General features: G+C 39.9%; 12 protein-coding genes. 4 read left to right on the top strand and 8 right to left on the bottom strand.

The window, feature by feature from the left end:
• Positions 1-34: 34 nt before the first annotated feature.
• The 4 genes from eno to Q337_RS0103480 all read right to left on the bottom strand — a co-directional run bounded on the left by eno (position 35) and on the right by Q337_RS0103480 (position 5394).
• Positions 35-1324, bottom strand: coding sequence for a phosphopyruvate hydratase (gene eno / locus Q337_RS0103500; protein ID WP_026470410.1), 1290 nt, complete (start codon positions 1322-1324; stop codon positions 35-37).
• Between the two features lie 196 nt (positions 1325-1520).
• On the bottom strand, positions 1521-2381 hold the full coding sequence (gene kdsA, locus Q337_RS0103490; protein ID WP_026470409.1) for a 3-deoxy-8-phosphooctulonate synthase: 861 nt from the start codon (positions 2379-2381) through the stop codon (positions 1521-1523).
• Positions 2382-2407: 26 nt separating this feature from the next.
• Positions 2408-4048: a CTP synthase gene (locus tag Q337_RS0103485; protein ID WP_026470408.1), complete on the bottom strand. Its 1641-nt coding sequence runs from the start codon at positions 4046-4048 to the stop codon at positions 2408-2410.
• A gap of 215 nt (positions 4049-4263) precedes the next feature.
• Positions 4264-5394, bottom strand: a complete 1131-nt coding sequence (locus Q337_RS0103480; RefSeq protein ID WP_051526526.1) for a porin — start codon at positions 5392-5394, stop codon at positions 4264-4266.
• A gap of 609 nt (positions 5395-6003) precedes the next feature.
• Here Q337_RS0103480 and Q337_RS0103470 point away from each other — a divergent pair.
• Both Q337_RS0103470 and Q337_RS0103465 read left to right on the top strand, forming a co-directional pair.
• Positions 6004-7140, top strand: coding sequence for a porin (locus tag Q337_RS0103470; RefSeq protein WP_026470405.1), 1137 nt, complete (start codon positions 6004-6006; stop codon positions 7138-7140).
• Positions 7141-7883: 743 nt separating this feature from the next.
• The gene (locus tag Q337_RS0103465) at positions 7884-9755 is read left to right on the top strand and encodes an ATP-binding protein (RefSeq protein ID WP_026470404.1); all 1872 of its coding nucleotides are present in this window, start codon (positions 7884-7886) and stop codon (positions 9753-9755) included.
• A gap of 1 nt (position 9756) precedes the next feature.
• Here the strand turns inward: Q337_RS0103465 and Q337_RS0103460 are convergent, their stop codons facing one another.
• Positions 9757-10884: a DNA cytosine methyltransferase gene (locus tag Q337_RS0103460; RefSeq protein WP_026470403.1), complete on the bottom strand. Its 1128-nt coding sequence runs from the start codon at positions 10882-10884 to the stop codon at positions 9757-9759.
• 146 nt (positions 10885-11030) lie between these two features.
• Between Q337_RS0103460 and Q337_RS0103455 the strand changes: the two genes are divergently transcribed.
• Entirely contained in the window at positions 11031-11828 is a 798-nt protein-coding gene (locus tag Q337_RS0103455) for a class I SAM-dependent methyltransferase (protein WP_026470402.1), read from the top strand.
• Positions 11829-11916: 88 nt separating this feature from the next.
• On the opposite strand, the gene Q337_RS0103450 is transcribed toward Q337_RS0103455, so the two are convergent.
• From Q337_RS0103450 to Q337_RS0103440, 3 genes are all read right to left on the bottom strand, one after another.
• Positions 11917-12354 carry an Arc family DNA-binding protein gene (locus Q337_RS0103450; protein WP_026470401.1) on the bottom strand — a complete coding sequence of 146 codons (438 nt, stop codon included), beginning with the start codon at positions 12352-12354 and terminating at the stop codon, positions 11917-11919.
• A gap of 100 nt (positions 12355-12454) precedes the next feature.
• On the bottom strand, positions 12455-12682 hold the full coding sequence (locus Q337_RS0103445; RefSeq protein WP_026470400.1) for a hypothetical protein: 228 nt from the start codon (positions 12680-12682) through the stop codon (positions 12455-12457).
• Positions 12683-12690: 8 nt separating this feature from the next.
• On the bottom strand, positions 12691-13053 hold the full coding sequence (locus Q337_RS0103440; RefSeq protein WP_026470399.1) for a hypothetical protein: 363 nt from the start codon (positions 13051-13053) through the stop codon (positions 12691-12693).
• 54 nt (positions 13054-13107) lie between these two features.
• On the opposite strand from Q337_RS0103440, the gene Q337_RS16630 reads away from it, so the two are divergent.
• Positions 13108-13386 carry an excalibur calcium-binding domain-containing protein gene (locus Q337_RS16630; RefSeq protein WP_034279176.1) on the top strand — a complete coding sequence of 93 codons (279 nt, stop codon included), beginning with the start codon at positions 13108-13110 and terminating at the stop codon, positions 13384-13386.
• Positions 13387-13427: the final 41 nt, after the last annotated feature.

Genomic DNA, 13427 nt, shown 5'->3' with positions numbered 1-13427 from the left:
CCAGTCTATTAGGCCAGCGCCTCAAGCCCAGTTTTTAAACCAGGCCTTTGAATTCGGCACGGCCACGATATGGCGCATCAATCATTTCTTCAATACGCAGCAATTGGTTGTACTTGGCTACACGGTCTGAACGGCACAGTGAACCGGTTTTGATTTGACCGGCAGCCGTACCCACTGCCAGATCCGCAATGGTTGAATCTTCGGTTTCGCCAGAACGATGCGAAATTACGGTTGCATAGCCATTGGCTTTGGCCAGATAAATGGCATCCAGCGTTTCAGACAGTGTACCAATCTGGTTGTATTTGATCAAAATGGCATTTGCCACTTTCTGATCAATGCCTTTTTGCAAGATGGCCGGGTTGGTTACAAACAGGTCATCACCAACCAGCTGGATCTTGTCACCACAAATATCAGTCAGGTATTTCCAGCCGTCCCAGTCAGATTCATCAAGACCATCTTCAATGGAAATAATCGGATATTGACGTGCCAGACCCGCCAGATAGTCGGCAAACTGCTGGCTGCTAAATGCCTTGTTGCCTTCACCTGCCAGCACATATTGGCCATTTTTATAAAATTCGGTAGCGGCACAGTCCAGCGCCAGCATAATGTCTGTACCTGCCTTGTAGCCAGTTTGCTCAATGGCCTGCAGAATCACAGTAATAGCTTCTTCATTGCTACGCAGGTTGGGTGCAAAACCACCTTCATCACCCACTGCGGTGTTCAGGCCCTGTTTTTTCAGCACGCTTTTCAGGGCATGAAAAATTTCAGCACCAGCACGCAACGATTCACCAAAACTACTAAAGCCCACTGGTTCAATCATGAATTCCTGAATATCAACGGTATTATCGGCATGTGCGCCACCGTTTAAAATATTCATCATGGGAACAGGCATGCTTAAGGTTGCCTGGCCACGCAGGTTAGCAATGTACTGAAATAATGGCAGTTTTAGCTCAGTGGCCGCAGCACGGGCAGCCGCCAGCGATACTGCCAGCATGGCATTGGCACCCAGCTTGGATTTGTTTTCGGTATTGTCAGTGGCAATAAGTTTGTCATCCAGTGCTTTCTGGTCACGTACATTGCTGCCCAAGAGCAAATCACGAATATCACTGTTTACATTATGAACGGCATTGCGCACGCCCTTACCCAGATAACGGCCCTTGTCGCCATCACGCAGTTCCAGAGCTTCACGAGAACCAGTTGACGCACCACTTGGCGCACAGGCACGGCCCACCACGCCTGAGTCAAGAATGACATCAGCTTCAATGGTTGGGTTACCGCGTGAGTCCAGAATCTCACGGGCGCGAATATCGGTAATTTGACTCATGTAAAGCTCCTGTCCTTAACAGATATCTATTCTAAAAGCCTGGCTTGAAAAAGCCTGATGCTGCAAAACTTGATTTTTCAAAACCTGATTTCTAAAAATAAGGCATTCAAATACCTGAATTTCTAAAAATTTATTCTTAAAAACCAGCGTCATACCCCAATAAAATGCCCGCATAACTATCGGGCATCCTACAAAATTAATGCGTATCCAGTGCTGCAAAGCCCTTAACCAGTTCATCTAGCTGCTTGAGCTGCGCTAAAAATGGTTCAAGCTGGGACAAACGCAAGGCACAAGGCCCGTCACACTTAGCCTTATCCGGGTCTGGATGCGCTTCAAGAAACAAACCTGCCAAACCGGTTGCCATGCCTGCGCGAGCCAGCGTGGTAATCTGGGCACGGCGTCCTCCGGCTGAATCACTACGGCCTCCGGGCGTTTGCAAGGCATGCGTCACATCAAAAAACACTGGCACATTCATGGCTTTCATTGTGTCAAAGCCCAGCATGTCTACGACCAGATTGTTATAGCCAAAACTTGAGCCACGCTCACATAAAATCAGGCGGTCATTTCCGGCTTCCAAACACTTGTGCAAAATGTGGCGCATCTCGGCAGGTGCCAAAAATTGAGCCTTTTTAATGTTGATAATGGCATTGGTCTTGGCCATTGCCTCAACCAGATCAGTCTGGCGGCTTAAAAAGGCAGGTAGCTGAATAATATCTGCAACCTCAGCCACGGGAGCCGCCTGATAGGGTTCATGCACATCAGTGATGATAGGCACATTGAACTTGTTTTTAATTTCAGCCAGCCATTCAATCCCTTTTTCCAGACCCGGGCCACGAAATGAATTCAAGCTGGAACGGTTGGCCTTGTCGAAGCTGGCCTTAAACACATAAGGAATGCCCAGACGTCTGGTGATATCAATGTAGGTTTCTGCAATCTCAAAAGCCAGATCTTTAGATTCCAGTACATTCATGCCACCGAACAAGACAAACGGCAAGTCATTGCCCATTTGAATGTCGCCCAGATTCACAACAGACTGTGCTGCTTTTAATTCGGTCATCTGTGTATTCCTTATCTTTATTGAATTTATGTGCGGCTTTGTGCCTGATGCTTAAGGGCAGCGCCAACAAAGCTGGCAAACAGCGGATGACCACCACGAGGCGAGCTGGTGAATTCCGGGTGGAACTGACACGCAACAAACCAAGGATGTGCTGGAATTTCTACTGACTCAACCAGATGCTGCACGGCTGAATAACCGGAAATATTCATACCAGCGGCTTCAAGCTGCTCAATGTAACGGTTGTTCATCTCATAACGATGGCGATGACGTTCAATCACATCAGCCTGACCATAAATCTGGCGAATCAGGCTACCTTCTACCAGCTCAGCTTTTTGTGCACCCAGACGCATGGTTCCACCAAGATCTGATGCATCGCTACGCGTCTGGATTTCACCGCGCTCATCCAGCCATTCGGTAATTAAACCAATTAAAGGCTGTTTGGTCTGGCGGTTAAATTCAGTAGATGTGGCTTCGCTCAAACCGGCCTGATTACGGGCAAACTCGATAACTGCCAGTTGCATCCCTAAGCAAATGCCCAGATATGGCACCTTGTTTTCACGGGCAAAGCGGATGGCATTCATCTTGCCTTGTGTTCCGCGCTCGCCAAATCCACCAGGAACCAGAATAGCATCTACGTCTTGCAAACGGCTTAAATCATCATTTTCCAGAGATTCGGCATCAATATAGATAATTTCCACCTTGCTGCGGTGCGTAATACCAGCATGCAACAGGGCTTCATTCAGGGATTTATAGGCATCCGGCAATTCAACATATTTACCCACCATGGCAATACGTACCTGATGATCGGGATTTAATAGCGCATCCGTCACCTGATCCCAGTCTGACAAATCAGCAGCTGGCAGGCCATCAAAGCCAAAGCGCTCGCAGATCAGGTCATCCACCTGCTGGTTATGCAGGTTACGTGGAATCATATAAATGCTTTTGGCATCTTCGGCCACAATAACAGCACGCTCTTCCACGTTGGTAAACAGGGCAATTTTACGGCGTGAGTCATCACTAATGGAATGATCTGAGCGGCAAATCAGGATATCGGGCTGCAAGCCAATGGAGCGCAGCTCTTTAACAGAATGCTGGGTGGGCTTGGTTTTGGTTTCACCGGCAGAGGCAATATAAGGCACCAGGGTCAGGTGCATTAAAATGGAGCGACGGCTACCCAGCTCAACACGCATCTGGCGCACAGCTTCCATAAATGGCAGTGACTCGATATCACCAGCAGTACCACCGATTTCAACAATAGCCACATCGTAGCCTTCACCACCAGCTTTGATGCGGTCTTTAATATTGTCGGTAATGTGCGGAATCACCTGAACCGTAGCGCCCAGATAGTCACCACGACGTTCTTTTTGCAAAACGTCCAGATAAATACGGCCACTGGTAAAGTTGTTTTTCTTGGTCATGCGGGAACGGCGTAAAAAACGCTCGTAGTAGCCCAGATCAAGATCGGTTTCCGCGCCATCTTCGGTGACAAACACTTCGCCATGCTGAAATGGACTCATTGTGCCAGGGTCAACGTTGATATAAGGGTCCATTTTAATCATGGTGACACTTAAACCACGGGCTTCCAGCAAGGTTGCTACCGATGCTGCTGTAATCCCCTTGCCCAGTGAGGATACGACGCCGCCAGTCACAAAAATATAGTGAGTCATTGATATTCCAATCTGTTACAGCCTACAAATGGCGTTTACTGATGGGGCGCAATTTTACTTCACCCACACCTCATAAAGCAAAGCACATCCTGTGTTTTCATTATTTTTATTTTGTTGTGCCTAAAAATGACCCATTTTAAACACTTAAACCCGCACAAGGCGGGCTTAAGCACAATCTGGTCAGACTACGTGCCAGGTTTAATGACGCTTGAATCTTAAAACTTGTATTCCAGGCCAACACCGGCATAACGGGTTTTGTTATCAACAGTGCCGTTATCTTTGGTGTTCTGGGCTAAAAAACCATAACCCCGGGTTTTGCTATTAAAAGCATAGTCAACGCCAGCTGCGATCTGGTCAATATCATTGTCTTTGGTGATTTGCTTAAAGCTGGTCGTTGCATGGTTATATTGTGCCTTTACAGATATCTTGTCATAACCTGGAATCTTGTAGCTGGCTCCTACCGTGTAGCCAAATTCATCATCAATATTATTTAATGCTGCAACAGATGCTGCTGTCGTTAAGGCTGTTGCACCGCTCGCCGTGGCAGCGCTGGTGGTATTGGCATTGTCTACAGTGGCACGCTGCACTAATGCAGTTAAGGTTAAGCCAACTTCTTTCAGGTTAACTGCACCAGTTCCACGCACGATATTAGCAGTCGCAATGGGTGAACCAGAAAGACCCAACCAGCGGCTGCCAACGCCACTGTCATAACCCAGACCTGCTGACACGCCACTGTCATTTTTATAGGTCAGCGAGGTAGACCACGCATCAGCCAGACTTTTACCAGAAGTTTCACCGGGATTGCTTACTGTGGCATCATCAGTATTATCTTCACCAGAAGATATCAGCGCGTTCCATTGCAGGTTGCCACCCAGCACATTAAAGTTTGGGGTTTCATACGATACGGTATTGTTCAGGCGGTTTTCACCAGTCAATGTACTGGTAATATCCACTGCATTGGCCACATAGTTATCAAACAGGTCGACACCACCAGCCAGTCGCTTGACATAGCTGTCAACCTTACCAATTTTTAGCGTACCCAGCTTGTCAGATTTTAAGCCCAGATAACGATTACGCTGCCCTAGATCAGTGCCATCGCCATCCGCATTAATTTGCCACTCAATCAGGTAAAGTACGCTTAAATCATCGGTTAGCTTCTCATCACCCTTAATGCCAAAGAATGAAATATTGGAATCAACTTTCCAGTTATCCTTATTGGTGGTGGCACTACTGTCATAGTCGAAACGGTCAACTGACAGATCCAGCTTGCCATATAATGCGGGCGCTGCACTGGCAGCATTTAATCCAAAGCCACTGATTAATACAGCCAACAATAATTTTTTCATTGCAAATATCCCCAATCATGATGCAGTACGTTTTAAATGTGCCTAGCGGAATTAATCGCTTAAGTCACTGAATTGTTAAACGTATATTGAACTGTCTTTAAAATGTAACAAAACAATTAGTTTTGCATTACTTATTAAAAAACTGAATAAAGAATTAGAGGCTTATCCCAAAAGAATGCTTTAGTCACTTAAGTTAGCACAACAAATTCATTTAGATTTTTACCAATAAATTCCTTTAAATACAATTAATTATTTAGGTTTTGTTATCATGAAATATCAGCATCTCAACCTCCAGCGCGCCAGTAAACAGATCAGGAATGACAACGGGCGTCGTTGGCCGTTTAATTGGTTTCTTGCTCAGCGTTGAGGCAAAAATCACTACTAAACTTAAGCAATATCTGTTCCATTATTCGCAAAATAATGAATTTCATAGGCTAAAAATTTTAATAATTTATTTTTTTGTACTGTCATATTTAACAATTTTGAAATATTTGCCCCCGATACTAGCGAGCAACGGCCAAGCTGGTAAATCCAAAACCTGATTAGCCTATAACTAAATGATGAATGTACAAAACTGACCTTGAGGGTCTTGGAATCTTGGAGAGACACATGAAAAAACTGTTACTGGCGACTGCGGTATCTGCCCTGACCATCAACGCAGTACAGGCAGCCCCTACAGTTTATGGCAAACTGCACGTTACCCTTGATAACGTAGACAAGTTTAGTGCAACTACCAAAGCCGATACTGACAATGTATGGGAAATCAATTCTAACGCTTCACGGATTGGCATTAAGGGTGAAGAAACGTTAACCGACAATTTAAAAGCAATTTACTTGGCTGAATGGCAAGTCAACACTGATGGTGATGGTACTGATCTGGGAATGCGAAACCGCTATTTGGGTTTGAAATATGACATGATCGGTACTGTTAAAGTAGGACGCATTGACTCTCACCTAAAAAATGCCCAAGGCAAAGTTGACTTATTTAATGATGTCCATGTTCTGGATATGACCAATACACTAGCTGGTGAAAACCGCCTAAACAACGTTATTTCTCTAGAAAGTGACACTAAAGCCCTAAACGGTTTTGGTATTAATGTGATGCTGCAACAGGGCGAGAATAACAAGCTGGCTGGCAGCAACAGTAGTGATATAAGTGACAGTTTAGGCGATGCAATTTCCGCATCTTTAGTCTACGACAACAAAGACATGGGTGTGTATGCTGCACTGGCTGGTGATAAGAACGTCGTGAGCACTTTTAATGTTGTTGGTGCCAAGGCAGAAGCTGAAATTATACGTCTTGTGGGTAGCCTGGATTTAGGTACAATGGCTAATGTAACTGGACTCACCTTAAATGCCCTATACCAAAATGCAGAGCCTACCAACCTGTCCAGTGCTGCTACTGCTGCGGGAATTGCAGCTGTTCCAGCAACTCCAACCACGCCTGCAGTTCCAGCTGTGGCAGCAGGTGCATTCAGGAATTTTGATAAAGAGAATTCTTTTCTGGTGAGCGCTGCTTATAACATTAGCGAAACACCTTGGACTGTGAAAGCACAATATCAAGAATCTACCTCTAGCTTTAACGGCAATATTGATGATGTGAAGCTAAGCCAGATTGGTGGCATGGTTGATTACATGTTCAATAGCAAAACCCGTGCATATGGTTATGTTGCCCAGCAGTCAGATGACCGTAAAAATGTTGATGACCGCATGTATGCTGGTGTAGGCATGGAATTTAACTTCTAATTATCAATGTTCTAAGAACGCTAGCAGATGCTGGCGTTTTTTATTAATCATTAATTTTAAATATAAAAAATATAAGATTTAGAAAAACAGTTTTCGTATGTTAAAAATAATCCTTGAACAAATTTGCTAGAAATCATGAATCGTGAATTTTTTCAATTAAGTATTTAATAAATTTAGCTATGATCTAAAGTTCTTTTTTAATCTATGCTCTTATCATTTGAAGTTATGTCAATGTATGAAAAATCATACATCGGCATGAAAGGCTTGGTACTTAAGGATTTGAAGCTGATATAAAGTAGTGTAACAGCATATTATTATGTATAAATGGTGGGGCGAAGAGACTCGAACTCTAATTGCTAGTTTTTATTATCAGCTAATATTAACTAATATTTAGCATAATCATAAGCTTACCACCTATTAATCGCTATCAACTTTTAGCTTGCGTGCCCGAGAACGTGCCCAACCTACCCCTGCCTTTAATAGGTTACTAATATATCCCTCCAGCTTTCATTTTGATAGGGAGGGTAAAGATTGCTAGGATTTCTCCGAATTTGCTTAATTGCTTATTTTTGTTATAACTAACTTATCCTATACTTCATATCTTGATTGAACAACTACGCCAGATGGGTGCATATGATTGGTTAACGGCCAAGAATTTAACCTATCCGGATCATTTTCTGGATACGGTGGCTAAGGGAAAGTGAATAGTTATAAATAAATATTTATAAGGAAGGAATTTATAGATGAGTAAAGTAGCTTTAGTTGCAGACACACGTCCTACAAAAAAATATTTAGTCGATGGTATTACTAAAGATATTACTCTTGAAGCGTGTATCTTTGATCTAATAGATAACTCGATTGATGCTTTTCAAGAAAATAAAAACGAAGCACTTCCCAACAACTATAAAGGTTACAAAATTGATATTATTTTTGATAAAAAATCTTTTTCAATTAAAGATATAGGTGAAGGAATTGAATTAAACACATTAAAACAGAATGCCTTGAGATTTGGCTCACATCCAGAGCATTTAAACACAAGTATAGGCTTCTTCGGCATTGGTCTTAATCGTGCACTCCTGAAATTAGGCAAAATTAGTAAAATTTCAACTGAAACATTAAAACAGAATTCTGAGTTATTTTTTGATGCCAACAAATTTATTAATGATGATGACTATTGGGATTTACCTATTGTAGAGAAACAATTAACTGGCATTACTGGGACAGAAATAGTTGTTCAACAGCTACATAAAGAAATAATTTCAGATTTTTCAAATCCTCTCTGGGAACAATCTTTTATTAACTCATTAGCTAAAAGATATTCTTTTTTCATTAATAGAGGTTTAGTGATAACAGTTAACAATACCGTCACTCCAAAAGTTTTAACATCCATAAATAAAAAATGTGGCTTTAAAAAACTTTCAAATACATTTGAATATGAAGGGGTTAAAGTTGATATTCAACTTGGTCAGCATAAAGATTTTCTTTTTCAATATGAACAAACAGAAGATAAAAAAAATACCATCACTCGCGATGACTGTGGTTGGTTTGTATATTGTAATGGTCGAGCAATTAAAATGCATGACTGGTCATCAGATACTGGTTGGTTCACAAAAGCACATACTGAGCATACTGGATTTATAGGTATAGCAAGCTTTATCGGAGAGGGTGCAAAGCTGCCTTGGAACACTAGTAAATCGAATTTAGATTTAAATAATGAGATTTATAAAAAAGCTTTACCGATTATGAAAGATTTTTCTGAGAAGTGGAGAACACATACTGGAAAAATAAAAAGAGGTAAAAAATTCTTTCATTCAGAACAGCAATTACCTTTAGATAAGCCACTAGTGAATGAAATTCCACCGCAGTTTAATTTAAACTTAGTAGTACCAGATACCAAGCCAATTGCTAAAGAAAGCAGTGCTCTTTTAGATGATTATTCTATACCATCTACTAGATTACCGGATGAAAATTATATCCCTTTTGAACATATCGAGCATAATAATACTCCACTAACTTCAATAGATAATGAAATTAATTGCAATTTACAAAATCAAAATGAATTAGAAAATGATAATGAAACTAATCAATTTACTAATAGTGAATTTATGCTTTTTGAGCAAAATTACTCCACGCCCTCTCACACATTAGAGCATAGTTATTTATTCAATGAGTACAATGGTAAGACTCCTTTTAATATTCCAGAGGATCAAAATAAACTTTGTTCCTTATTAAATGAATTATCCAGAATCAAAATAGATTCAGATGGTGGCTTCCCTTTGGCCTCTATTTTTCTAATTAGATGCTTTATAGAATTAAGCTGTAAATATTATGTGACTTTTAAGGCCCCTACTTTAGATGTAACTAAAAATAATTTAGGAGAGCAAATAAAAAAATGCTTAGATCATATGAAAACTAATGGACTATTGGCAGGAATAGACACACGTAATATTGATTCTATATATGCTCTCTGTAATGAAAATCGTAATGAAAGAACTAATAGGAACATTAGGTACCTACAAAATACTATTCACTCTCCTGACTTAATGTGGGATAAAGACAGTATTAAAAGTTTTTGGCTTGCTATTCAACCTTTTTTGTTAAAGTGCTATGAGTAACTTAGTTATTCATAGCATCAAAAATCACTTTAAGAATTTTTTCAGCAACTATAGGACTTACACTGTTACCAATCTGCCTGAAGCTATGCCATTTTGTTTCATGAAATACGAACCAATCTGGAAAACCTTGTAAGCGTGCAGCCTCTCTGGGCGTGATTACCCGTGGCTGCTCATAATGAATTGGCCGAACTGCTTGATAGCTTCCCTTATCACTTCCTGTCCCAGCTCTTAATGTAGGACAGAAACCTAAAGGATTTAGCTTTACAGACTTTGAAATTTTATCTTGCTGGCCATATTGTAGATTAGCATATCTTTCTTCAACTTCTTTAGAATGCCTAGTACCTTGGCAACCAGATACAAAATCCTGTTCCATATATCTTTCGATAAGTTTGTTATTCCCGATATTATTAGGAATAGAGTTAATAATTCGGTCAAAGAAGCGATTTTTAGGGAATTGGGTTTTATCTACCAATTGCCAACCTTGTTCTTCACTCAACCATAGGGGTTGAATTAAGGTAGGTAATCCGATTAAAGCATGACTAACATTAATACTTTCTAAGTCATTGCTAGGTGTAAAATCAGTTTTTTTTAATTCTTTGGGAAACCTTTTTATATGAATACCAATAAAGAAAATCCGAGTCCTAATGGTAGGAGCGCCATATTCACTGGCCTTCACTTTTATCGGCTCTAATAATATATATTTATCTTGAACAAGGCTAAGAGCTTCTTCTCTAATAAAGTCATATTTAGTATTTAAAATTCCTGTTACGTTCTCTGCAACAAAAAAGTTAGGTTCTATTTCTTGTACAAGACGAAAAAAATCATTAAATAACTGATTTCGATTATCATCAATTTGCTGCTTTCCAATCGTACTAAATCCTTGACATGGAGGGCCACCAATCAAACCATCTAATTCACCTTTTTTTATTCCTGCTAATCTAAGTAGATCTTCACCTGATAGCTTACTTACATCTTGCTGGATATGAGTCGAATTAGGGAAATTTTTAATGTGGGTATGAATAGCATGGTTGTCTAGCTCTACAGCTGCTTTCACATTAAAGCCGGCCCTAGCAGCCCCTAAACTTAAACCACCTGCTCCAGCAAACAAGTCGATAATCTGTCGATCCATTTTTGATCATCTAACATAAAATTTAAAGCAATCATACGAAATTTTTATTTTGTTTACGACCGCTAATTTAATTTTTTTGTAATTTATTGATTTAACTTAATTTACTTAAATGTTATTGTGTAAATTTACTCACAGAAAAATCTAATATGAAAATTAATCCAAACCTTGGCAAACCGATGAATACTGAGGAATATGCTCACCATTGGTCTAAAGATTCTAAATTCCTTGATCAGAACTCTCAGTACAAATGGATGACGGAACAATTAGGTAGTGCTGAACTCATTATTGAAGTAGGCTGTGGAGCCGGATATAGTACTTATGCTCTTGCAAGAAATCCGAATCGTAAAATTCTTGTTATAGAGGTAAATGCCATACTTCTTGATCAAGCTTCAAAATATCTGACTAGTAAAAATATCTCATTTGATATAGCTACAACGCCCGAAGAAATAACTGAGAAATTGAAACATTCAAATATAGTATTTCTTAATACAAATATCTTTGATATTGAACCTCAATTAAAGACTTTAACACAGCGATTTGATGCAATAATATGCTGGTTAATTGGTGCTGAACCGTTAGTAATTTCTAAAAATATTAAGAAAGAATTAGAAGACTTTAAAAATAGTGATATGGCTACTTATCGGGAGAATGTTCACAAAGTTTGTTATAAATTAGGTGAATCTTTGCTTAAACCAGAAGGAGTCTGCCACATTGTTGATCGGTCAATAATTGCATCATGGAATACAAAAGACAAAGCAAGGCTTGATGCTGTTGCGCATCATAAAGAATTATCATCAGAAAAATATACAGTTAATTTTGCTAATACTTTTTTGCGAAAATCTGGAGATATACGCCAGTCTAAAATTAATTACATAGTGCAAGAAGATATGCCATATGACTTAGGGCTTCCTGTAATTATTTCAGTACGTGCAATAAAAAATTAACCGCCTTTAGGCGGTTTTTTATTGCTCCTCACTTATTATCACGACAAGCTGCTGCATGTCATGCTAATTGAGAGATAGATATTTAAATTCAATCTTCATCATCAATAGAATAATGATCTTCGACTCTTAACCAACCAAGGCTACCCTCGCCGTTGTCCACTATATCAATGTGATTATTACCCTTGTAGACAATTACCTCTTTATTGAAAAATGCCAATCTTTGCGAGAATGAGGAATATCTCAATGCATCCAAAGCTAATTCAATATCCTTTTTTAAGCCTTCTAAGCTCTGACAAAAATCCACATCAAGCATCTTAATAAACTTTCCATAAATTAAGCGTCTTTTTCCATTTTTTAAATCTATGACACGAACGTCAGCCTGGCTGGTTTTATTTATAGCTCTAGATTGCTCAAGTCTAAAGACTACCTCGCCATTGATAGTACGATGGTTAGCCTTAGCTTCAGACTCGATAAAATCTTTTAACTCCTGAGTTAACCTTAACTTAAGTTGTGCGTCTTCATTCATAACTGTGTGCTTTTAATAGATTAAGTTAAGAAACTATATCAGACCACTATTTGAACCGCAATAGTTTAATTTATGGTTTAATATTGAACCATTATTTTCATTAAAAAAACGCCCTACACCCCTGCTGAAACCTTTCATCATGGGCCACATCGGGATCAATAGTGCATTCCTTCACTGACGCCAACTGCCGGGCATAAGCATGACCAGCATACTCTGGAGTACTCACTTTATAGCCTGCTTCCCAGGGTAGATAATCAATGATTAATGCGGGAACCAGCATGAGCAGGAAGAAGCCAAAAATAACTAAAATAAGTGTGGTTAGGCGCATTTGTTATCTTAGTTGCTCTTGAACCAGTATTTTGCTTCATCATTGAAAAACAGGAGATACAAAGTATAAATATTCATAGGTAAAGTGATATAAACATTAAGTTTATCTATATTTGACATAGGTATTTCATTGCCTGCTGCTATCATTATTAGTACTGAGATAATGGTCAGGATGAGATAGACATAACGTGCTGCATTGCTTCTATTGGCAAGTTTATAAGGAATAATACAATACAAGCCGGTTACGATAAGGGCACCTATGAAACTACCTAGTGAATCCACTCCAATAACTTTACCGAGTAAACTCAACAACGCATTAATGACTAATGAAGCCCAAAGTACTTTAATTGCTATATCAACTGATCTTGGCATTTTTATTCAAACATTGGTATAAAGGACTGAATCATATAACAATGGATTGTTGAAATGAAATACTTATGCTGCCTACTTATTGGTTTATCTACAGTCAGCTTTGCTGCCACCCAGACAGAAAATCCTTTTGGCACTGGACAGCACACGCATAAAAAGTCAGTGACCAAAACGGCTAAGAGTCAAAAGGCTAAAAAGACCGAGAGCTGCTCTAACCTACCGACCCGCTGTGCTGATATTGCCGACTGTGCCGATGCCCAACGTGCTTTGCGGTGTGGCATGACACGGCTGGATCGGGATAATGATGGGGTGGCTTGTGATAAAGACTGTCAGTAAGAATGAATTACCACCTCTTAAATTATTTAATACTCTTAACT

The organism is Alkanindiges illinoisensis DSM 15370 (assembly GCF_000619845.1).
Classification (GTDB): domain Bacteria; phylum Pseudomonadota; class Gammaproteobacteria; order Pseudomonadales; family Moraxellaceae; genus Alkanindiges; species Alkanindiges illinoisensis.
Note: the sequence above shows the minus strand (reverse complement) of the source record. Positions and strands in the feature narration are given on the sequence as shown.